We start from the raw sequence: 23,870 nt of genomic DNA, 5'->3' as shown, positions 1-23,870 counted from the left end.
TTTAAATCAAGTCTGCAAATTTAAATTTTTAAGAATTAGTTCAAAATAGTTGAAGATAAGTTTTGGCTGAAAATCAATAAAATATTCTAGGAAGAATGAAAAAATATTCTACTTTTGCAAAAGTTCCCTTTTATAGAAATGTATTTTAAATCACAATTATTATTAAAAAAATAAGAATCTGTTTTAGATATGTTGAAAAGAAATGATGAAAAAATAAACGGATTTCTATTTGTTATAGTACTTCCGCTTCTGCTGTTTGCCATGTCTTATTACGGGTTTGAATCTTCCTACACAAGGCTGAAAACATCAGAAAAAACTCCCGATTTTTTATTCTCCTCAGTATACGCGTACAGAGTGATTCCCAATTACCTGAGTGTACTGATGACAGACCTGATGTATAACCTTATCAACGGGCCTCTTTCCTTTTTTAAAGATTTTTTATCCAAAAACGGAACTCCCTTTTATCATGGGCTTTTCCTTATGAACAGCATATTCTTCCTGTTTTGTTCATTGATTTTGAATGCCATATTTAAACTTAAACCAATAGGTTTGGTTTTAAATATCAACGCAAGGAGAATCATCCATCTTTTATCCGTATTTTTTATTGTAATCACTCAGTATGCACCTACCAACTGTGATATTATCGCTTTGTTTTGTTATCTGGCGGGTGTTTTTTTAACTCTGAAATATTTGCATACCCAGAAAAATATATTCTTTTTTATTCTAATCGGTTTAATCGGAATTTCTACACTGGTAAGAGAGACAGCATGCATTAACATTGCTTTTTTTGCCGCAGTATTTTTTAATATAGACGAATTGAAAAAAGGAAATTATAGGATCATTTGGAAACTCATACCGCTGGTTGTTGCTTTTCTTCTTCCTTACCTGGGGTTAAGAGCGCTGCTGGCAAACAGAGAAACTACCTTTGTAGAAGGATTTTATATCAACAGAAACTTTTCAAGTCCTTTCAATCTTGCAGGATTGGTCTTTGCCCTAACGGTAATCTATTTTATCTATAAGCTTTGTACAGATCCTGAAAACAGACAAGTTTTTGGAAAATATTTTTTCTTTTCGATTCCTTATCTTATTATGATTACTTTAGTGGGGCTTTTTTGGGAAGTAAGACTTTTTTTACCTTTAATTCTGACAGGAATGATCATAGCATATCACCAGTTTAAAAATACATCAGAGATCTAGCATGACTTTACTACATCCATATTACATCATTGCGATTATCTATATGCTTTTCTTTAGTATTCAGGAAGTATATGGGAAAAAGGTAGATAAAAAGTGGTTTTGGTTCCTGGCAATTTATTTTATCATTATTGTAGGTTTTAGAAAAGATGTTGGACCTGACTACGGAAGTTACAAAGGAATTTATATCTATTCTGATACCAAAAGCTACTACAGTATCTTTATGAAAATGCTCCATATGAAGGGACCGGACACTCTGGATGTGGAATGGCTGTATACGCTTATCAATAAATTCCTGCTCAATGTTCTGGATGCTCCGTTTTATATGGTGACGCTTGTTATTGCTATTTTAGCGATGATCTTTAAAGTGAAGTACACGGAAGACAACACGTTTTATCCCTTTACCTTTACGCTGTTTATGTTTATTCCCAACTTTTTTATCGGGGAAAGTGGGCAGATAAGGCAAAATCTGGGGACGTTTATTGTGTATTTCGCTATAAGGTATATCAAAGAACGGAAATTCTGGCATTATTTATTTTTCATATTCATAGGCTCAGGTATACATAGTGTATGTTATTTGTTTCTTCCCATGTATTGGCTTGCTCGTGTCCCTTTGAATAAAACAGTGATGCTGATCATGATTATAGGTTCAGTATTTCTGTCTCCGTTTGAGGTTTATAGATCGTTCGGAGGATTTTTGGATGGCATGGCATCAGAAAATATGCTCGTAGAAGGTTTCAACGGATATATGAACGAAAGCATACAACGATTGAACGGTGCTATCGGGATTCCTGAAGTAATGATGGCTATTCTGACTTTCTTCCTCTTTGTCTTTGATAATAAAATGAAAGAATTGTACCCCTATTATGAATATCATAGAAATTATGCCGTAATCGGAGTCTGTTTGTATTTCATTTTTAGAAATAACCCCATCTTCTCGTCAAGGCTTGCAGGGGCATTCATCGGGTTCGCGTATATAATTATTCCGAATGCAATGTATGTTGTTTCTCCAAGAGTAAAGAATATGATTTATGCATTTATTATTACACTTGTAGTCTTTAATTTTGTGGTCTTTTCAATATTTAACAATATTAAAGCGGGGCGATTCTCAATAGATGGTTATAAAAGCTATATTCTTCCGTAAATTGATCCTTCTTATTATATACTATTAAAAGACAGCTTGAAAAAGCTGTCTTTTTTTTTGTGATGAAATTTGAAGTATGTAATGTTTAAAATGCTTTATTTTTGTGTCATTAATAACGTAATTGAAATATGTTATTTTTATTTATAAAATAAATCTCTTTTTGTTGATATAGGCTTAAAAATTGCACTTCGTTATCAACACATAATCAATAAGGTATGAAAAAATCAATTAAAAAATTAACGGCAATTCTTTGCCTGGTATTGATGGGAATATGTTCGAAGGGTAATATCATTTCAAAAAGAAATTTAATCCCAGAGACATGTGTAGAATATGCTGTGGCTGTTGAAAAGCCAGATTCGCTGAGCAGACCATTGCATGAATATGTAAATAAGATTCTAATTCCCGATTGGAAAAAAGCACCTAACAGTTATATTTTTGATCCGGCACAGAATAGTGAAGGATTATGGATCCCGGTAAGAAAAGCTTATGCGATGTGGGATGGAAGTGGATATTTAAATGGCAGTGGTATTCCTGCGGGAACAATAACTACTGATGTATTGTGGGAAGATGTACATGGATTAATAAAATCAGGAGTAAACTATGCGCTGGAAATGGTAGGTTCCGGGCAGGATGCTAAAATAAAAGTTCCTATCAATAAAACTAAAAAAGGAAATGCTGTAGTGGCTTTCAGAGTAAACGGTGAGATCTATTGGAGCTGGCATGTTTGGGTAACTGATGATCCTTCCAATGGAACCTCTTACAAAAGTTTTAACAATCTTAAAAGAATGAAATCAGACGGAACTGTGGAGCCAATTCCGGATTCAGACTGGAAATGGATGGACAGAAACCTCGGTGCGCTGACGAGTTCCATCACATCATCAGACTGGAACAAAAATATCGGGCTTCTTTACCAATGGGGAAGAAAAGATCCAATTCCGCCTCTGGTTACTAGAGGGAATGACTTCTATGAAGTTTCAGGGTCAGCAGGCCGCGTAAGACATAGAGCAGCAAAGAATATGACCAATGCTGTAAGTATTGATGATCTCAGAAAGTTTGTTCTGCTTTCAAATGCAGAGGTAACAAACAACCTCAGGCTTTCTGTAAAAAATCCACTGAGCATTATCTATGTTAATAAAGATGATAACTCCGGCCAGGCTTATTACAATAATAATGTCAATCTTCCTGTGAATTGGTTTGGAAAATCAACTGCTTTGCCGGACAACAGGCTTTCGGAGCTTAATCTTTGGTCAGATAATTCGCAAGGAACAATTGAAACTATTTATAATACTGATGACAGTGCAAAGCCGTACAGGGATAAATCTTATTATGATCCATGTCCGAACGGATGGAGGATTCCTTCCGTGCTTGTCGCTAATCTGGCTTCTCCGGCATATATTGATGATATAAGAATAGACTTTTCCCCTTTTGGAGTGAAAACGAATATGCCGAAAAATACATTTGAAACCAATAAATATCATATTATAAAACCTACCGATGCAGGTAGTCCCGGATTTATGACAGGCTTTAAAGTATATCCAAACCTTGGCTTTGATCTCTCCAATGCCGGAGGAAGTGATATGGGAGTCTTTCCGGGTAACGGACAGCTTATACGGAGTGCTCATTTAGGGCAATATACAGACCAGCATCATATTGCATTATGGACAGCAACAATGACTCGGCATTTTGATACATCGCCAGCTGTAAGTGTAAGAGGGTTGTCTATGATTCCCGATAAAACACAGCCCGATATTCCGGATCCCAATTATCCTGATATAAAAGGCCGTTATTTTTATTTTCCGCTGTCCGGAATGTATACCTCAGATGCTAATGGGTGCAGGTGTATAAAAGATCCTTTATATGTTGTAAATGATTATGATTTTCCTACAGAATATCTTCCTGCTGTAGTAGAATATAACGAAGGTATTGATAATCCCAACAGCTATCAGATCGTAAAAAACAATTCACTTTCAGTAATAGAAATTCCGGTAAGTAAAGCTTTTTCAGTGCAAAGCGGACTTTTAAATAATCCTGGAATATTGAATACTTCAAGTTTTAATAATTTAAAAGCAAATGTTCTTTGGTCCAGTAATGTCAATCTTATCAGTAATGTTTCTGTGGTTAATCCTTCACCTGCTTCACTTCAGGATCTTGTAAATTCAAAAATATCAGTAGCGGTTGTTCCTAATCAAAGTGGGAATGCAGTTGTGACACTCCATAATGGAAGTATTACGGCTCCGGTATATTGGAGCTGGCATATCTGGGTAACAGATACTCCGATTACATCTTATGTGTATACAACAGAAGTGCCGGTAGCTGCAGCAGTAAACTATGTAAATTATGTGCCGAAAGCAGATGTTCCCTTACAGACAATATTTATGGATCGTAATTTGGGAGCAACAGACGCATTTCCCAATATTGTAAATCCTCTTACACCTACCGCAGGTGAACTGTCCAAAATACGCGCAGCCACAGGATTACATTATCAATGGGGGAGAAAAGATCCTATTCCTGTTTTTCAGAATGCAGACAATAGAAGTTCTTATAATGTCTTTTTGGGAACAGTTACGGCTAGTGGAACGGTTTCCTATTCCACACTTACTCCGGCCGTTTATAACAACCTTTCCGGAAATTATATTATACCTTATGATGTATATTCTTCTGCATCGGGTGTACAAACTGCCGATAAACCTGCCGATAAAGTTTCCAAAATATTGTCTTACTCTGTCAAAAATCCTTTGGTATACATGATTCCGAGCACATTTGCTCCTTTTAACAGTGGTACACCCAACTATACTAACGGAACAGACTGGCTGTCAACAGAGCCTAATCTGGCACCGGATAGATGGGGAAGGGGTGGGAAGAAATCTCCTTTTGATCCATGCCCTGAAGGATGGCGTATCCCGGATCTGACCAATTCGGCAATAGTTTCAGGAGCTGATTTTGGACAGACTCCATGGTATAAAAAAGACAAAAATATAGCTACATCTTACGTTCTTACAACGGATTATTCAGGAGTTAGGGTAAGGAATACTTCTAATTCTACAATCGGTTATCTATTTAGTGATCCTTCGTATCCGGTGGGTAATTATCCGGATTCAGGATCAAGAGGGTTTAGAAGTGTGATTGGCAACCAGTCTCCACAAGGAACTTTTAATGTGGTCAACTTCCAGTATCCTGCAATCTGGACAGATGCCCTGGCTTCAAACTATCTGGGAAGATCGGTCAATTTACTTTTTGATACGAATACCAATAGATTAATGACCTTTCACGATAATAATGATCCTTATTTTGGAACCGGCTGCCGGTGTGTAAAAATAGAATATGATGCGAATGGAAATGAAGAAGGGCCTGCTTCAAAACAACCTGTCGTGTTAGGAGGACCTATTTTGGAGACTGCTGATGCGGAAATGAAAACATCAGATACGGAAATCGTTTTGTACCCAAATCCTGTTTCCAATACTCTCTATATTAAAGGCGAAGAAGGTAAAGAATACCAATACAAGATTTATAATTTTTTAGGTCAGCTGGTAACATCCGGGACGTTTGTAAATCATCAAGCGGATGTTTCCTTTCTGATCTCGGGAATTTATTTGATTAGAATAAATAATTCCGTAAAGATTGTGAAAATTATAAAACGTTAACGCTTGAAAATGAGTTTTTAACGAGTGTTTTTGAGCCTTATTTTTCACTTTTTCAGTCTAAAATATATTTTTCGTGTCTATTATAGCTGATGAAAATTTCTATATCATTACATATTGAAAAGCTAATAACAGGCTAAAACCAACAGTACAAAGGACTTGTTTGTTTAACAAATAGTGCTTAAACAGTTGGGGAAACCAGCTTGGTTTTTAAATTAAACCCGTTTAACAAAAAGTATATAATAAAAAAGCTTTACTTTTGCAAAAATTTTTAGAATGTCGAAAAATTTAGTAATCGTAGAGTCCCCGGCAAAAGCAAAAACTATTCAGAAATATTTAGGAAAGGATTTTGAAGTGAAATCCAGTTTCGGACACATCCGGGATCTTCCTAAAAAAGGAATGGGGATAGACCTAGCTACATTCAGTCCTGATTACGAAGTTTCAGCAGACAAAAAGAAATTGGTAACCGAATTAAAAGCGGCAGTAAAAAAAGCAGAGATGGTATGGCTGGCTTCCGATGAGGACCGCGAAGGAGAAGCCATTGCATGGCACTTGGCAGACGAATTGAAGCTGAAGCCGGAAAACAGAAAAAGAATTGTTTTCCATGAGATTACCAAAAATGCTATTCTAAAAGCAATTGACAATCCAAGAGATATTGATCAGAATCTGGTAAACGCTCAACAGGCAAGAAGAGTGCTGGACAGAATCGTAGGTTTTGAGATGTCGCCTGTACTATGGAAAAAAGTAAAACCAGGCCTTTCTGCGGGAAGAGTACAGTCTGTAGCCGTAAGATTAATTGTTGAAAGAGAAAAAGAAATCCGTGAATTTGTACCCAAAGCAAGCTTTAAACTTGACGGGATATTTCTAAATAAAACAGAACAGGAGATTGCTGCCAAACTTAAAAAAGACTTCGAAAAAGAAGAAGAGGCAGAAAAATTCCTTGAGCAGGCGAAAACTACAGAATTTAAAGTTCTGAATGTAGAAACCAAACCAGGAACACGTTCAGCATCTGCTCCGTTCACCACTTCCACTTTACAGCAGGAAGCATCTTCAAGATTAGGATATAATGTGACCAACACCATGCGTCTGGCACAAAGATTATATGAAGAAGGGTTCATTACCTACATGAGAACAGACTCGGTAAACCTTTCTCAGGAAGCTATTGAAGGAGCAAAAAAACAGATTATATCAGAATATGGGGCAGAATATTCTTCTCCAAGAAATTATACCACAAAATCAGCTTCAGCACAGGAGGCTCACGAAGCGATCCGCCCTACAGATTTTGGAGTGAAAAGTATAGGTGATGCTCAATTGAATAAACTTTATCAGCTGATCTATAGAAGAACACTTGCTTCTCAAATGGCCAATGCCAAAATAGAAAAAACAGTAATCGAGATCGGAAATGCATCATTACCACACCATTTTGAAGCACAGGGAGAAGTTATCATATTTGATGGTTTCCTTAAGGCTTATGGGATTGTAAAGACGGAAGATGATGATGAAGAGAACAATGAAAAACTATTGCCGAAAGTAAGCGTAGGCGAAGTTTTAAATTATAAAACCATTACCGCTACAGAAAAATTCACAAGACCAAGTGCAAGATATACGGAAGCGGGATTGGTAAGAAAGCTTGAAGAATTAGGGATTGGAAGACCTTCTACTTATGCTCCAACCATTCAGACCATCCAGAACAGAGAATATGTGGATAAACGAGAGATTGAGCCACAAACCCGTGAGGTGATCAAAATGTCTCTGGTAAAAGATAAGATTAAAAAAGTAGTCCTTGATGAAAAATTCGGGGGAGATAAAAATAAATTCATTCCTACAGACATAGGTGAGGTAGTGAATGATTTCTTAACCGATAATTTTAGAGAAATCCTTGACTATGGTTTCACAGCAAGAGTAGAGGAAAGCTTTGACGAAATTGCAAGCGGTGACCAGAAATGGAAAGAAATGATGACGAATTTCTACTCAAAATTCCACCCAAGAATTGAAGATGTAGAAGAAAATGCAGACCGTGCAACAGGAGACAGATTATTAGGAGTAGATCCTAAGACCGGAAAAAATGTTCACGCAAGAATCGGAAGGTTTGGAGCTATGATCCAGATTGGTGAGACGGATGATGAAGAAAAACCGATCTTCGCCTCATTAATGACAGGCCAAAATATTGCTACCATTACTTTTGAAGAAGCACTGGAGCTGTTCAAATTACCTTTTGATTTAAGTGAAGTTGACGGGCAGCCGGTTTCAGTAGGAGTTGGAAGATTCGGGCCTTATGTGAAATGGGGAGAAACCTATATCAGTATTCCGAAAGGTGAAGATCCGCTTTCTGTAGACCAAAAAAGAGCTGAGGAAATTATCAATGAAAAGAAAATTGCTGATGCTCCGATTGCAACGTATAAAGGAGAGCCGGTAACAAAAGGAACAGGAAGGTTCGGGCCGTTCATCAAATACAAAGATATTTTTGTGAATGTTCCGAAAAAATACAATTTCGAAAATCTTTCTCAAAGCGATATCAATGAATTAATTGATGCGAAACTTGAAAAAGAAGCAAACAGATATATCCAGCAATGGGAAAAAGAAAAAATTTCCATTGAAAACGGAAGATGGGGGCCTTTCATTAAGTTTGGAAAAGCGATGTTCAAAATTCCGAAGAAAGCAGACGATACAAAATATGAAGCAGACGAATTGAAAGAGCTTTCTTTAGATGAGGTTAAAAAATGGATTACAGATCAGGATCCTAAAGCCTTTGCAGAAAAGAAAAAGCCTGCAGCTAAAAAAGCAGCTACAACAAAGAAAACAACAGCAGCTAAGAAACCTGCTGCTAAGAAAAAATAATAATTCAATAGAATAATAGAACCGCTAACATTGCTTGTTAGCGGTTTTTTGTAAGAAATATTTTTTTAATGCAGGTAGTCTGAAAACCTCAGAAGCAGTATTGAAGAGTGTGAAAGTATACCCAAATCCGGCTAAAGATTTTCTGCATATTACATCAGATGAGAAAATAATAAGTTATGACATTTATGATAATAACGGGCGGAAAATAATACACTCGAAAACTAATCTTTCAGAAGAAAAAATTGATATAAGTGTTTTGATTTCAGGATTGTACTTTATTGATATTCATACCATAAAAGGAAATATAAAGTCTAAATTTATAAAAAAGTAACTAAGAAATAATTTTATATCTTATCAAAAGTCTTCCTCAAGGAAGGCTTTTTTTGTATGTTTGTTATGTCAAGCAATTAATCAATTATTACATTTCAAAATAAAATATGGATTTCGAAGACTTTATCATTTCACCAAGAAATTTCAAAACAGAAAGCTGGCAGATAGGAAATCGGATTACAAAAGATATCAAAGAAGACAGTATTGTTCTTTTGTTTGTATCAGATTACAGAGGGGCAGGCGGAGATGCGGAAGTACAGGATTTTACAGCAGTAAGGAAAGAGTTTTACAAGCTTTCACAGATGGATTTCGAAATTCCGGTTGTAGATCTTGGAGATCTGGTATCTGGGAAGTCTGTTCAGGACACCCACTATATTTTGCAGGAAGTGCTGTCGGCATGTCATTACAAAAGAGCCATTCCGGTAATTATTGGCGGGTCCAATGATTTTGCCTTTTCATTATTTTCTGCGTTGAACTTTCATAAGAAAAGCATTAATTACACCCAGATCAGTAATATTATCTCCCTTCAGCAAGGCGAAACCATTAATGAGCATACTTTTTTAAGCAAAATTTTCGGAGCCAAAAATTTTTCCATTAAGAATTACCACCATTTAGGGTATCAGAAACATCTGAATGAAATGGATTCTGTAAGGCTGATCAAAGAAGTGGAATTCGATATTATCCGGCTTGCGGAAATGATGAATTCTACCGAAAAAACCGAACCTTTCTTCAGAAAAGCAGACCTGGCAACAGTGAATTGTGATGCTATTGAAAGTTTCAGTGAGCCATTCTCTATGAATCCACAGGTAAACGGATTGAACCGAAGAGAAGTTTGTGCCTATATGAAAGAAATAGGGTTGAGTGAAAATCTGAAGTCCGTAGGAATTTTTAACTACAATATTTATTCTGAAAACCAGCTGAACCATCAGCTTTTAGCACAAATGCTATGGTATCTGATTGAAGGGATCAATATTCAGCATTCTCACCCGAAAGAAAGACATTATGAACTTTTTTATGTTCTGATAGATGACAGACAGTATGCATTTAAACGTGATACTTTCAGTAATTTGTGGTATTTTGGCGATGATGAAAATATAGAAAACTGCATTCCATGTTCAAGAAAAGATTTTGATGAAGCTAAAAAAGGATGGCTGAATGCACGACTGACGAAATTTTAATGTATGACAAACGTTCCCTCAAAAGTTTCCATCATTGTTCCCGTTTATAATGTCGAAAATTATTTGACAAAATGCCTTGATTCTCTGGTGAATCAGAGTCTGAAAGATATTGAGATTCTTGTGGTGAATGATGGAAGCAAAGATAATTCTGAAAAGATCATTGAAGAATTTGCACAAAAATATCCTGAAAAAATAAAGGCCTTTACCAAAGAAAATGGCGGTTTGAGCGATGCCCGTAATTTTGGAATCAATCACGCTGAAGGTGATTATATAGGTTTTGTAGACAGTGATGATTATGTTACCGAAACAATGTTTGAAGAAATGTTTCTTCTGGCAGAGAAACATCATGCGAAAATGGTGATCTGTAATATTCAGAAAGTGGATGAAAAGGGCAGCATTACCCAAAAGCTGACACAGCTTCCCAACATGCCGGAAGTTATACAGCTAGAAAATAATTTTTCAGTTTTTTCGGATATCAGTTATTTTGCCTGCAATAAGTTGTTTAAAAAAGAGCTTTTCGATCCGAAAAAATTTAAAAAAGGAGTTCACTTTGAAGATATACAGCTGATTCCGCAGCTGCTGCTGGAATGTGATACTGTAGCCCAAACTCAAAATTTTCATTATCAGTATCTTGAACGTACAGATTCCATCACAAAAACACATACGGAAAAAGGGCTTGATATACTGAAAGCAGTCGCAGATGTAGAACAGGCTTTTGCAAAATCCCGATATTTCCACAAAAAAAAAGAATTGAAAAATTTTCAGATTTTTGAGGGAGTGTATTCTTTTCTTGCCTATCTGGCCTTTGTGAAAAAGAAAGAAATGTTCTATAATATGTCTGACCAATTAGCTGTTTTCATGAAAGAAAGACAAATAAAAATTCAAGATATATTGAAGTATAGTCGTTTTGGTAAGAATTATCTTTTATCTTTGCCTTTGAAGAAAAAGATATTTTATCTGTTATTTTTTGCCGGGCAGAAAAAACTGATAAGGAAGTTAATTTAAACACAAATGTAAGTGCTATTGTTTCGGTCAATAGAAAATTCGGATGAAGTTAAAGTCTGTATTGTGAATTTTTGTTGTGGGGATATACGTACTGGATAAAAAAATGAAAAATTTTGAATTGTTCTTAAGCGGATCGGGGATACCTATTTTCTATATAAAAATAGGACTGGGATTCTTGTTCTCGTTTTTAATTACTTTTTTCTCTATTCCTACTATTGTAAAAATCTCCAGAAGAAAAAATCTGATGGATGAACCGGGAATAAGAAGTTCACATCTTAGAAAAATTCCCAATCTTGGAGGAATTGCTATTTTTTACTCAATAGGGATCTGCTCTTCCATATTTGCATATGAGCTGTTTGACCTTTATAAATTCCTGTTTGCCTCATTAATTATTCTGCTCTATATAGGAGTAATGGACGATATTGTTGTGATGAGAGCATATAAAAAACTTGTTGCACAGGTTGTGGTTTCTTCACTGGTGGTCATAGGGTCAGATATCAGAATCCGAAGTCTGTTTGGAATTTTGGGAATATATGAGCTGGACTATTTCGTGAGTATTATTTTTAGTATCATTACCTTTATTATTTTGATCAATGCCTTTAATCTTATTGATGGGATTGACGGGCTGGCAGGTGGATATTCTGTGATCTGCAGTGCTTTATTCGGAATAAGTTATTACCGGTTAGGGGAATATAATTACCCGCTGGTTGTTCTATCCGTTGTAATTATCGGAACTGTACTTGCGTTCTTATATTACAACCTTTCCAATTACAGAACCAATAAAATATTCATGGGAGATACCGGTTCCATGCTTCTTGGGTTTTTGCTGGCTTTTACATCCATTTGCTTTATAGATATTTTTATTGATAAAAAATTACCGGATGTTCCAAGGTATCATCTTCAGTCTGCTCCTGTTGTAGCAGTGGCCATTCTGATTCTTCCTATTGTAGATACCTTAAACGTTATTCTTGTGAGGATCTATAACAAAAAATCACCTTTCGATGCTGACAAAAACCATATTCACCATAAACTCCTAAAACTTGATCTTACCCATAGAAGATCTTCTTTTTATATTATTCTTTACTATCTTATGATTGTAGGAATTGCCTATTACTTAAGACATATTAATGTAAATCTGTTATTAATGGTGGTTATTGCATTAGGTTTTTTCGGAGCTTATTTACCAGATTTGCTATATCGATTAAGAAATAACAAAAATTAACAATTAAATATTACTTTTGTAAACAATATTCGAATATGATGAAAAACTTTAAGTATTTATTTTTAATAATACCTTTTTTAATTACCTCGTGCATCACTACAAAAGATGTAAGATATTTACAGCCAAGCGAAAGTCTTGTTATTAACGAAGAAGGTCTTGTTCCCTACAATATTCCTGTATACAGGATTACAAAAAATGATATCCTTAATCTTAACATTGTGACCACCCCAAAAGGAGATGCGGCACAGTTTTATTCTTCTTACAATACTTCAGGCGGTATTGGAGGCGGTAGTGCAATGAGCCCCGCTGCTTCAGGAGGAGGAATTGCTGGCGGAATCGGTACTACCGGGGTCAGCAGAGGTGGAAATATGAATTTTTATTTCAACGGGCTGAAAGTGGATTCCAATGGAGATATCAATGTTTTTGGAATAGGCTATGTAAAAGCAGAAGGAAGAACACTTGACGATGTTACCAAAGAAATACAGGACAAAGTGAATGAAAACTTTCAGGATGGCAAATCGGAAGTAAGACTCAATACAGACGGAATCACTTACTATATTCTTGGTGACGTGGAAACGACTGGCCTTTCAGGAGAGAAAGTAGCCCATAAAAATACCCTTACCATTACCGAAGCATTAGCTATTAACGGAGGGTTGAACAGAACAATTGATAAAAAAGAAATTGTTATACACAGAAAGCTTCCCGAAGGAATCAAGATTGCTAAAATAGATCTTACCCGTGAAGATATTATGAACTCTCCTTACTATTATGTACAGAATGGAGATGAAATCTACCTTAATACCAGAAGAAAAAGCTTAAACGGATTCGGGAAAGACCCTATTCAGACTTTGCTTACAGGTGTAACGGCGATTACAACGGCATTAACTCTATACACAATCCTACAAAAACTTTAATCCTTATGATTCCAGGAAAAGATACACAAGTAGGAAAGAACGAAGCTCTGAAAGAGAAGTACGGTTCATTTGCATTATTTGATCTCGAACACTTTTTAAGAAGAGTACTTAAAAATTGGTATTGGTTTGTTTTCATGCTGTTGATTGGCTATACCATTGCGTGGGTTTACCGAAAATATTATGCACAGAATATTTTTGCATCAGACCTTTCTTTAAGTACATCCAGTAAAGGATCAGAATTTCTTCCAACACAATCTAATCAGTCTATTAACTTCATCTGGGGAGATACAGGAAATCAGGATGGCCTTTATTTAAAGAAAATGCTTTTATCGAGATCTCATAACGAATTTCTTGTAAAAGAACTGGACCTTTTTGTGAACTATTCTACCAAGGGCCTTATAAAATCTACTTATTTGGATAAGGATGACTCATCTGTTTTTCTTCAGATTGATAAAGGTCATCTTCAGCAGATCAATTATCCCATCACTCTTATTCCAAAAGGAGGAGGAGCCTATGAGGTAGTACTGCCGGAAGAAGGAGAGTCTACCAATCTATATAATTATGAAATAGAAGGGTTTCAGAGCATTAATCCTTACGTTAGACCAGTTAATAAAATAATCAGGATTAATGAATGGTATACCTCTCCGAATCTGAGATTCAGACTGCTTCAAAATCCCGTTCCATCTAAAATTAAACTGGATAATATCATTGTAAGCCTGAAATCTGTGAATCAGAGTGTAGATGAAATTATTTCTACAATAGGGGTTGATTTTGATAAAGAAATCAAGTCTATTATGATTATTACTAAGAAAGGGTACAATCTTAACAGTACGGTCAATTTCCTGAATAAATCCGTTGCCGAATTACAGAAAAAAAGGCTGGCAGATAAAAATATTGTTAATAAGAATACAGATCTGTTTTTAAAAGAAAATTTAAGCAATATTCGTAAGAAATTAGATTCAAGCGCTAATGTGTTAAATTATTTAAAGACATCGGAAAAGCTTTATAACATTAAAGATAGAGATGAAAAATCTCTTGAAAGAATAAAAGAACTTGAAGCGAAAAAGGCCGATATCGTAAGTAAAATAGCCTCTCTCAATAATATCAAAAATACACTCCAATCGCAGAATTTTGATAAAATGATCGGGACGAATGCTGCAGGTTTTGAAGATGGTATGTTTACTGCAACAGTTTCAGAACTTAAAGCCCTTTATACTAAGCGGTCAGAAATGGCGGCCATATATAAACCTGCATCAGAGCCAATGAAAGAAATTAACAGGCTTATTGATGAAGCAAAAATGGGATCCTCCAATAGTTTGAGGAGCTATTACAATAGGTATTACGAAGAAATCAACAAAATAGATCGTGAGATCTCAGGTGCTAATTCTGATTTGGCAACTTACCCTGAAAAAGAAAGAAGATATCTGGATGCCGAAAGAGGTTATAATATGATTGAAGCCACCTATAACAGTCTTTTGAGCAGGCAAGGTGATACCCAGATGAGAATGGCAACCAATCAGTCTGATATTACCATTATTGACCCTGCGAAGAACCTGGGGCAGATGCCGATAGGACCTAATGTGAAACTGACAAGAGTTATCATTATTTTAGGTATGTTACTGCTTCCGTTAGTATTTATCCTGATTGGTGAGCTGCTTGACAATAAGATCAGAAACATTAAAGAACTGCTAAGCGCAACGAAGATTCCACTTCTTGGAGTAATCGGTAATAACAGTAATGAAAATATGCTTACAGTACTTGAGCAGCCAAAATCTTCTGTTTCAGAAGCCTTCAGAGGAATCAGAGCAAATATGAGATTCCTGATGGATAACGGGGGTGAGAAAGGTAAGGTGATCCTGATTACATCATCTGTCGGAGGAGAAGGTAAAACATATGTTTCTATCAATTTGGCATCAGTAATAGGATTAAGCGATAAGAAAACAATCCTGCTGGGAATGGACCTCAGAAAACCTAAAATATTTGGAGATTTTAAAATTGATAATAAATATGGAATCTCAAATTATCTGACAGGAGAAGTTGGAATTGATCAGATTGTGAATAAAACCAGAATTCCAAATCTTGATGTAGCCACTTCAGGACCTATTCCTCCAAACCCTTCTGAGCTTTTAATGAGTGAAAGAAATATCAAATTTATTGAAGAACTTAAAGAAAAATATGATTTCATCATTATAGACTCTCCACCGGTAGGTTTAGTGGCAGACTCTTATGAGTTGATGAAGCTTTCTGATGCCAACCTGTATGTTGTACGTCATGAGTATACAGAAAAGTATATGTTGAAAATGATCACGGAAAAATATCATAATAACGAAATTGATCATTTAGGTCTTATTTATAATGATTATAATACGAAGCAGGGATACGGATATGGCTACGGCTACGGTTACGGCTACGGATATGGCTACGGATATTTTGATGAAGATAAAAATTATAAAGAACCACTTTTGATCAGAATCAGAAATAAAGTACAGATACTATTTAATAAAAAATAAAGCATTAAACCCTCATTTAATGGGGGTTTTTTCATACTTGATGTATTTTCGTACTACGAAAAAAAGAATATTTTCGTCACTTTGTCGTTTACTTTATAACAAATTATGTTTTTTTGTTTATTTTTAACTAAACATTAAGATTATCATTAATATAAAAATGTTTTATATTTGCAAAAATTAAATTTTAAAATAACCATAAATCCATATTCTTTTATGAATAGAAAATTATTGTTTAGCTTCCTTGCCTTCCTTGGAGTGGTAAGTGTTAAAGCACAAAGAAACGAATTGGGAGTTCGTCTAGGTATGAGTAACCTAGTGGGAGATGTAGGAAGGACAAATTATATTTTACAAAAGCCGTTGGATTTAAGCAGAGTGTCAGATTGGGGAATACCTTTTTATGGAGGGTTGTTATACAGATTTAATTTTAACCCGCATCAGACTGTTAGATTGGATTTAGGTTATAATCAGGTTCAGTTTAGTGATAAAGCGGCAAAAGAAGATTACAGAAGAAATAGAAACTCATACGGAAAGAATAATGTGTATGAGGCAAGTTTAATGTTTGAATATAACTTTTTTCCTGTAAATAATGAACAGATGGGCATGTTAAGTCCTTATATTTTCGGAGGTATCGGTGCTTTAATGTTTGATGCTCCTAAAGCAACTCTTGTGAATGACTTCAGAAGAGATGCAGATGGCGTGGCAATGGCTCCAACCAATGAACTGGATTTCACAACCAGAACAGATTATTCTTTAGGGAAAAAAGTAACAATGCATATTCCCTTCGGAGTAGGTTTGAAATATAAATTTAACCACTCATGGGCGATATTTGCAGAAGCTACATTCAGATATACATTGACGGATCAGTTGGATCACAGTAAGATCCTTTCCAAAGATGTAAAAACTTCCTATAATGCTGATATTTTGGATCCTTCAACAGGAGCTTCATTATTGCAGTCAGGAAATTATTATGCGGTTTCTAAAGAAAGAGAAGCAGAGTTTATTAAAAAGAGAAATATTGGAGATGAAAGATCTAATGACTGGATGAATACTTTCAGTTTAGGTCTTACATATTCGTTCGGAAGACCTCCATGTTATTGTGAATAATATGTCGTTGATTAAAGAAAAAATAAATTCTGAGAATTTACCAAAACACGTAGCTATCATTATGGATGGCAATGGAAGATGGGCAAAATCTCGTGGCGAGGAAAGAACTTTCGGTCACAAGAATGCCATTAATGCTGTGAGAAATGCAATTAATGCATGCAATGAGATTAATATCCCTTATTTAACATTGTATACATTCTCTTCAGAAAACTGGAGCCGTCCGGCAGAAGAAGTGAACACACTTATGAATCTGCTGGTAGAAACCTTACTGCTTGAAGCAGAAGAGATCTTCAGTAAAGGATTGAGAATGCATGTTATAGGAAACCTTGATAAGCTTCCTCCTTTGGTAAAAGATCAGCTGCTGCGTGTGGTAGATCTTACAAAAGAAAACACAAAAGGAAACCTTGTATTGGCTATAAGCTATGGCTCACAAAATGAAATACTGGAAGCCGTTAAAAATATTAGTTCTGATGTAAAAGAAGGAAAAGTAGAGATAGAGAATATTAATGAAAACCTATTTGAGAGCTATCTTTATACAAAAGATTTTCCTCCTGTAGATTTGCTCATCAGAACCAGCGGCGAAATAAGAATAAGCAATTTTCTTCTTTGGCAGATTGCTTATGCAGAATTACAGTTTTTAAATGTTCTATGGCCGGATTTCACCAAAGATATTTTCTTCCAATGTATTGTTGATTATCAAAACAAAGAAAGAAGATACGGGTTAACCGGTGAGCAGATAAAAAGCCAATAAAAATTTAAGAAAAGAAAGACTCGATAAAATGAAGTTTAGACTATTACCCATCATTATGTTTGCTGCTTCTGCACATTTTTATGGACAAGTAACTCCACAAGACAGCACAAAAGTAAATAATGCTGTACATGCAGAAAATGAGGCAGGCACCTATACACTGAAAGACATTGTTGTAGATGGGGTAAAAAAATATACACCAGCTCAGATCTTAAGATTTACAGGCTTGTCGAAAGGAGAAAGTGTAGACATTCCGGGACAGAAAATCAGCAATGCTGTTAAAAAACTTTGGGACACCCAATCTTTTTCTGAAGTGGAAGTTTACGTTCAAAGCATTGAAGGTCAGACTATCGTTCTGAAATTTTACTTACAGGATCTGAAGGAACTTGGTGAAGTGAAATTTGCAGGAAAAGGTATCGGTAAATCTAAAAGTGAAAAACTGGCGAAGGATAACAACCTTAAGCCGGGAACTAAAATCACACAGAACTTAGTTTCAAGTCTGAAAACTAATATTCCGAAAGACTACATCAAAAAAGGTTTTGCCGATGCCAAAATCACTATTCAGGACAAGGTAAATGCCGGAGATCCTGCATTGGTAGACTGGACAATCAATGTAGATAAGGGCAAAAGAATCAAGATCGATCATATCGAGTTTGAAGGAAATGAAACCGTTACAGACAGAAAGCTTAGAAATAAAGCATTCAAGGAAACCAAACAGAAACGTTTCGGTATCGGTGGTATTTTAAAATCCTCAAAATTCATTGAAGATAAATATCAGGAGGATAAGCAAAGCCTTATCAGCTATTATAACTCTTTAGGATACAGAGATGCAAAAATTGTTTCTGACTCAGTATGGAGAAATAAGAAAAATAACTACGAGATCAATGTAAAATTGAACGAGGGTAAGAAGTATTATATCGGAGACGTAACGTTTACAGGGAATACAGTATACTCTACAGAATATTTACAAAGACTTTTAGGATATAAAAAAGGAGATATTTACGATGCTGTCGGATTCAACAAAAAAGTGGGAGAAGATGGCGGTAAAGAAGATGACTCTGATATCAAATCCGTTTACATGAATAACGGATACCTTTTCTCTAATGTAACACCTGTTGAAAAATCGGTGTCAGGAGATGCCGTAAACCTTGAGATCAGAATCAATGAAGGTGAACAGGCAACCTGGAATAAAGTAACATGGCAGGGAAATACTACAACCCATGACCACGTTATCCTTAGATCACTTAGAACAAAACCAGGAGAGCTGTTCAAAAAAACAGAGATCAAAAGAACTTATTTTGATTTAGCAGGGATGTCTTTCTTCGATCCTCAGCAGATCGGACAGGATATTCAGCCAAACCAACAGGATAATACCGTTGATATCAACTGGAAATTAGTAGAAAAAGGATCATCTCAGGTACAGTTACAAGCAGGTTACGGAGGTAACAGCTTTATCGGTACTTTAGGTTTGACTTTTAACAACTTCTCACTAAAGAATTTCCTTAAGTTTAAAGATTTTAAACCAGTACCTCAGGGAGATGGGCAAACCTTCTCTATTCAGGTTCAGGCAGGACAATATTTCCAAAACTATGGAGTATCATTTACAGAACCTTGGTTGTTTGGAACAAGGCCGACAGCCCTTTCTGTAAGTTTGAACAATTCAAGAGTAAGATATACAGATCAATACGGAAGCGCACAGAAACTAAACATTTTCTCTGCATCACTAGGATTAAACAGATTATTGAACTGGCCGGATGATTACTTCTCACTATATACAGGAATACAGTTCCAGAAGTATGACTTCAATAACTATCCGTTCCAGTTTGGAGATACAACAGAATATAATGGTACGGCCAATAACTTCAGTGTCAATCTGGGATTGAGCAGAAACTCGGCAGGTATCGACCCGATCTTCCCTACAATGGGATCCAATATCGAACTTTCTGCGAAACTGACTCCGCCTTATTCATTGTTCAAGAAGAAAGACTATTCTACAATGTCACCAATTGACAAATATAAGTGGATGGAATTCTATAAGATCAAGTTTAAAGCAGATGTCTACAATGAAATCATTGGAAAACTTGTCTTAAGATCTTCCGCAGAAATGGGATTCATGGATGGATATAACAGCAACCTGGGAGCTCCGCCATTTGAAAGATTCTATATGGGAGGAACAGGTTTATTCGGTGGTAGATATGACGGTAGAGAATTGATCCCTTTAAGAGGTTATGAAAATGCCACTACAGAAGGAGGTCAGGCTGAAGATATTACACAAAAAGGAGGAGGTACAATCTATAACAGATTTACTTTAGAATTGAGATATCCGATCTCAATGAGCCAGACAGCAAAAATTTATGCACTAACATTTGCTGAAGGTGGTAACGTATGGAATTCATGGAGTACTTACAGCCCGTTCCAGCTGAAAAGATCAGTTGGGGTAGGAGTAAGAGTTTATATGGGAGCATTTGGATTAATTGGATTTGACTTTGCCCTTGGTCTTGATAAAACATTATCTGGAGACAAGTCCGGATGGCGTAACCACTTCCTGATGAACCAAACACTATAATTGCACAGATATGAAGCACTTTAAATTAACTTTCACATTCGTATTGCTTCTATTTTTCGGGCTTAGCAATGCCCAGAAAATAGGCGTGGTAGATACCGAGTATATTTTGGATAAATTACCTCAATATAAAGAAGCCGAAGCAAGATTGAACGCACAGATTGATACCTGGGAATCAGAACTTCAGAGCCTTCAGTCTGAATATGAAAGAAAAAAGGCTGCATTTGAAAGTGAAAAAGTTTTGTTGATTGGAGATCAGCTTAAGCTTAGAGAAAAAGAAGTAATGGATCTTGATAAAAATATCAAAACTACAACAAGCTTACGTTTTGGAACAAACGGAGAAATTACAAAGCTGAGAACCAATCTTGTACAGCCTTTCCAGGATCAGATCTGGAGCGCTATGGAAACCGTACGTACAAAAAATGGATTAGGCATACTTCTTGATAAAACAAGGAATAATGTACTGATTGTTGAGAAAAGATACGATTACTCAGAAAAAGTATTGGATGTCTTATTGAAAGGAAGTTCTTCAAAAGATAAAACTAATAGCAAAAGCAAAAAATAATTTATAAATTAACTTTTGCTACAATTTAAAATCTAAAAACAAATTAAATTATTTATTTACCAATTATGAAAAAATTAAGTGTATTATTTGCAGCAGTGATGATGGTTGTGTCTGTAGGTATGGCAAAAGCTCAAAAAATTGCTACTTTAGATGTAATGGGAGTTCTTAATGCTATGCCTGAAAAGAAAAAAGCAGATGCTGATCTTAAAACATTCTTAGATACAAAACAAGCTGAGATTAAGAAAAAAGCAGATGCTGGACAAGCTAAATTAAAGCAGTATACTGAAGAAGCTCCTAAGAAAACTGCAGACGAAAACAAAGCTAGAGAAGCTGAATTACAAAAAATTCAAGAAGAAATAGCTCAAATGCAGGATAAGGCTCAAAAAGATCTGCAAGCTAAACAAGATGTAGCTTTCGGACCTATTGAGAAAAAATTAAATGATGCCGTAGAAAAAGTAGCAAAAGCTAACGGATACGACTACATTATGGATGCAAATTCACCAGCATTCCTTTACAAAGCAGGAGCAGATGCTACAGCAGCTGTAAAGAAAGAACTGGGAATTCAGTAATTTCGCAAATTAACAAAGATTTATAAAACTAACCATCTCTTTTAGAGGTGGTTTTTTTATTTTTGCGGAATGGAAAAAGAAGTATCAACTACGGTAAAAGTGAGGTTTAGTGATTGTGATCCGATCGGGCATTTGAATAATGTGAAATATCTGGATTATATGTTCAATGCCAGAGAAGACCACGTAGAAACATTTTATGGATTTACATACGAAGAATACACAAAGAAAACCGGGTGTACATGGATTGCGATTCAAAATGAGATTGCCTACCTGAAAGAAGTAAGATATAATACACAAGTGGTTATTAGCAGTAAGACCATCGATGTTCAGGATAGAACTGCCAAGGTTGAAATCCTAATGAAAAGTCTGGATGAAAAAACAATTCATGCCGTACTTTGGGTTACCGTTATTTATTTCAATGTAAAAACAAGAAAATCTGAAATTCATCCGGAAGATATCAAAGAAATATTTGATAAGTTTTATGTAGATTTAATTCAGAAAGATTTCCAATCCAGAGTTAAGTTCTTAAGATCCCAGAATGCAAAAAACTCATAACCATATTTTAAAAATTAATAATAGAAAAATGAAAAAAATAGCAGTAATAGGAAGCAACGGACAGTTGGGGAACTGCATTAGAAAAATAGCTCCCGATTTTGAACATCAATATGAATTCTTATTCACAGATTCTGCAACATTAGATATTACAAACGAGGAGCAGGTAAATGATTTTTTTTATGATAACAAACCGGATTACTGTATCAATGCTTCTGCCTACACAGCTGTTGATCTGGCGGAAAAAGAAAAAGAAAAGGCTTTTGCTGTAAATGCAGATGGAGTAGCTCATCTTGCCCAAGCCTGTACAGACTACAAATCCATTTTGATTCATGTTTCTACAGACTATGTTTTTGATGGAAGCACAAATCTCCCTTATTCTGAAGATGACTTTACCAATCCAATAGGCGTGTACGGAGAATCCAAAAGAAAAGGAGAGGAGCTGGCATTAGAAATCAATCCTAAAACAATTATAATCAGAACATCTTGGCTTTATTCTGAATTTAATAAGAATTTTGTGAAAACAATGCTGAATCTGTTCTCGCAAAAAGAAGAACTTGGAATTGTTGCCGATCAGTTTGGGCAACCAACCAATGCCAACGATCTTGCAGAAGCCATCATGAAAATTATCGAAGCTCCGAAGAAAACCTTTGGAATATTTCACTTTTCAAACTATCCTGAGACAACATGGTTCGAGTTTGCAAAAAAAATCGCTGAGTTTTCAAGATCTCCGGTAAAATTAAAACCTTTAACAACAGAGCAATATCCAACTCCAGCCAAAAGACCAGTAAGAAGTACAATGTCTTTGGACAAAATAGAGGAAACCTACAATATTGAACCTAAACATTGGGAGAATAGCCTTGAAGAATGTGTAGGTACACTTTCACAACAATAATTAGATATGAAAAATATAGTAATCATTCTTTCTTTATGGTGTGTTCAGCTTTGCAATGCACAAAATGTTTATCTTACTAAAGTTGAAAAAACCAATGATAATAAAGATAAATTCTTCTATAAAAAAGAAGATGCGGCAGAAGCTACCTACCTGGGAGAAGTAGAAGTTCAGGGCTTTTCAAAAGATGATGCGCTTGTTTTTTCTCTGGTGTATAAAAAAGCAAAAGAAATTGGTGCCAATACATTTGCATTGAAGCCTTTTGAAAATGTTGATGGAACTCCGCAGGCATTCAATGCTGCAAACTATAAAATTGCCCTTTACTATACACCTAAAGAAAAATTGGCCGTTAAGAATGGGGAAATGTATGTATTTGCGTCTTCGGAAAAAGATCAGAAAATAAACATTAACCGTAAAGACTATATTTTGTCTCCCAGATCATTTTTTAAATTAAAAATTGTACCCGGAGAAATTTATACCATTTCAACCAAAAAACTTTTAGGTTCCACAGTAAAGGTTCAGCCAAAAGCTAACGATGATAATTTATATTTTCAGATTTCGTCTTTAAAAGTTAAACCGGATAATACAGGGGTAGGAGGACTGAATCTTAAATCAGGAGATATTATCGGCCTTGAAAAGTCCTATGCAGAATTTCTAAGTGTAATTTATAAAGAAATAAAAAAAGATTAGAACTTATTATAACAACAGTTAAACAAGAGTTCTGCAAAAATAAATTCTTTATAATATATAATATAAAGGTTACCTATAATAGAGGTAACCTTTCCTTTTTTATTCAGGAGCTATTTCCTGCTATCCATTTCTACTCCTCGCGCCGTTGTTCCCGCATCAAGACCAAGAGCTGTCCCTTGTTTACTGCGGGGTAACCATTTCTATCAGGGCTAGA

The 23,870-nt window shown here is 35.5% G+C and carries 18 protein-coding genes; all 18 read left to right on the top strand.

What is annotated here, in order from left to right; genetic code table 11:
- Window positions 1–189 precede the first annotated feature (189 nt).
- Window positions 190–1,197, top strand: a complete 1,008-nt coding sequence (locus F3J23_RS19945; protein WP_167033044.1) for a hypothetical protein — start codon at window positions 190–192, stop codon at window positions 1,195–1,197.
- 1 nt (window position 1,198) lies between these two features.
- Entirely contained in the window at window positions 1,199–2,338 is a 1,140-nt protein-coding gene (locus F3J23_RS19940; protein ID WP_228455391.1) for an EpsG family protein, read from the top strand.
- A gap of 215 nt (window positions 2,339–2,553) precedes the next feature.
- Window positions 2,554–5,979 carry a T9SS type A sorting domain-containing protein gene (locus F3J23_RS19935; protein WP_167033042.1) on the top strand — a complete coding sequence of 1,142 codons (3,426 nt, stop codon included), beginning with the start codon at window positions 2,554–2,556 and terminating at the stop codon, window positions 5,977–5,979.
- A 273-nt stretch (window positions 5,980–6,252) separates the two neighbouring features.
- Window positions 6,253–8,814, top strand: coding sequence for a type I DNA topoisomerase (topA, locus tag F3J23_RS19930; protein WP_167033040.1), 2,562 nt, complete (start codon window positions 6,253–6,255; stop codon window positions 8,812–8,814).
- Window positions 8,815–8,923: 109 nt separating this feature from the next.
- Window positions 8,924–9,145, top strand: a complete 222-nt coding sequence (locus tag F3J23_RS21855; protein WP_167033039.1) for a T9SS type A sorting domain-containing protein — start codon at window positions 8,924–8,926, stop codon at window positions 9,143–9,145.
- Between the two features lie 106 nt (window positions 9,146–9,251).
- On the top strand, window positions 9,252–10,322 hold the full coding sequence (locus F3J23_RS19920; RefSeq protein ID WP_167033037.1) for a formimidoylglutamase: 1,071 nt from the start codon (window positions 9,252–9,254) through the stop codon (window positions 10,320–10,322).
- Window positions 10,323–10,325: 3 nt separating this feature from the next.
- Entirely contained in the window at window positions 10,326–11,327 is a 1,002-nt protein-coding gene (locus F3J23_RS19915; RefSeq protein ID WP_167033035.1) for a glycosyltransferase family 2 protein, read from the top strand.
- Between the two features lie 103 nt (window positions 11,328–11,430).
- On the top strand, window positions 11,431–12,549 hold the full coding sequence (locus F3J23_RS19910; protein WP_167033033.1) for a glycosyltransferase family 4 protein: 1,119 nt from the start codon (window positions 11,431–11,433) through the stop codon (window positions 12,547–12,549).
- Window positions 12,550–12,584: 35 nt separating this feature from the next.
- Window positions 12,585–13,463 carry a polysaccharide biosynthesis/export family protein gene (locus tag F3J23_RS19905; protein ID WP_167033031.1) on the top strand — a complete coding sequence of 293 codons (879 nt, stop codon included), beginning with the start codon at window positions 12,585–12,587 and terminating at the stop codon, window positions 13,461–13,463.
- 5 nt (window positions 13,464–13,468) lie between these two features.
- Window positions 13,469–15,973, top strand: a complete 2,505-nt coding sequence (locus F3J23_RS19900) for an exopolysaccharide transport family protein (RefSeq protein ID WP_167033029.1) — start codon at window positions 13,469–13,471, stop codon at window positions 15,971–15,973.
- Window positions 15,974–16,186: 213 nt separating this feature from the next.
- On the top strand, window positions 16,187–17,077 hold the full coding sequence (locus F3J23_RS19895) for a DUF6089 family protein (RefSeq protein WP_167033026.1): 891 nt from the start codon (window positions 16,187–16,189) through the stop codon (window positions 17,075–17,077).
- Window position 17,078: 1 nt separating this feature from the next.
- Window positions 17,079–17,828 carry a polyprenyl diphosphate synthase gene (gene uppS, locus F3J23_RS19890; protein WP_167033024.1) on the top strand — a complete coding sequence of 250 codons (750 nt, stop codon included), beginning with the start codon at window positions 17,079–17,081 and terminating at the stop codon, window positions 17,826–17,828.
- A gap of 28 nt (window positions 17,829–17,856) precedes the next feature.
- Window positions 17,857–20,391 carry an outer membrane protein assembly factor BamA gene (gene bamA, locus F3J23_RS19885; RefSeq protein ID WP_167033022.1) on the top strand — a complete coding sequence of 845 codons (2,535 nt, stop codon included), beginning with the start codon at window positions 17,857–17,859 and terminating at the stop codon, window positions 20,389–20,391.
- A 10-nt stretch (window positions 20,392–20,401) separates the two neighbouring features.
- Complete coding sequence (locus tag F3J23_RS19880; RefSeq protein ID WP_167033020.1) at window positions 20,402–20,953, top strand: OmpH family outer membrane protein; 552 nt, start codon at window positions 20,402–20,404, stop codon at window positions 20,951–20,953.
- Window positions 20,954–21,018: 65 nt separating this feature from the next.
- Window positions 21,019–21,522 carry an OmpH family outer membrane protein gene (locus F3J23_RS19875; protein WP_167033019.1) on the top strand — a complete coding sequence of 168 codons (504 nt, stop codon included), beginning with the start codon at window positions 21,019–21,021 and terminating at the stop codon, window positions 21,520–21,522.
- A 69-nt stretch (window positions 21,523–21,591) separates the two neighbouring features.
- Window positions 21,592–22,077 carry an acyl-CoA thioesterase gene (locus F3J23_RS19870; protein ID WP_167033016.1) on the top strand — a complete coding sequence of 162 codons (486 nt, stop codon included), beginning with the start codon at window positions 21,592–21,594 and terminating at the stop codon, window positions 22,075–22,077.
- Complete coding sequence (rfbD, locus tag F3J23_RS19865) at window positions 22,061–22,969, top strand: dTDP-4-dehydrorhamnose reductase (protein WP_167033014.1); 909 nt, start codon at window positions 22,061–22,063, stop codon at window positions 22,967–22,969. Before F3J23_RS19870 ends, rfbD begins: the two co-directional genes overlap by 17 nt.
- A 6-nt stretch (window positions 22,970–22,975) precedes the next feature.
- The gene (locus F3J23_RS19860) at window positions 22,976–23,656 is read left to right on the top strand and encodes a hypothetical protein (RefSeq protein ID WP_167033012.1); all 681 of its coding nucleotides are present in this window, start codon (window positions 22,976–22,978) and stop codon (window positions 23,654–23,656) included.
- Window positions 23,657–23,870: the final 214 nt, after the last annotated feature.

Source organism: Chryseobacterium sp. Tr-659 (genome assembly GCF_011752975.1).
Taxonomy (GTDB): Bacteria; Bacteroidota; Bacteroidia; order Flavobacteriales; family Weeksellaceae; genus Chryseobacterium.
The sequence above is the reverse complement of the archived record's forward strand: the minus strand, read 5'-3'. Positions and strand labels throughout refer to the sequence as shown.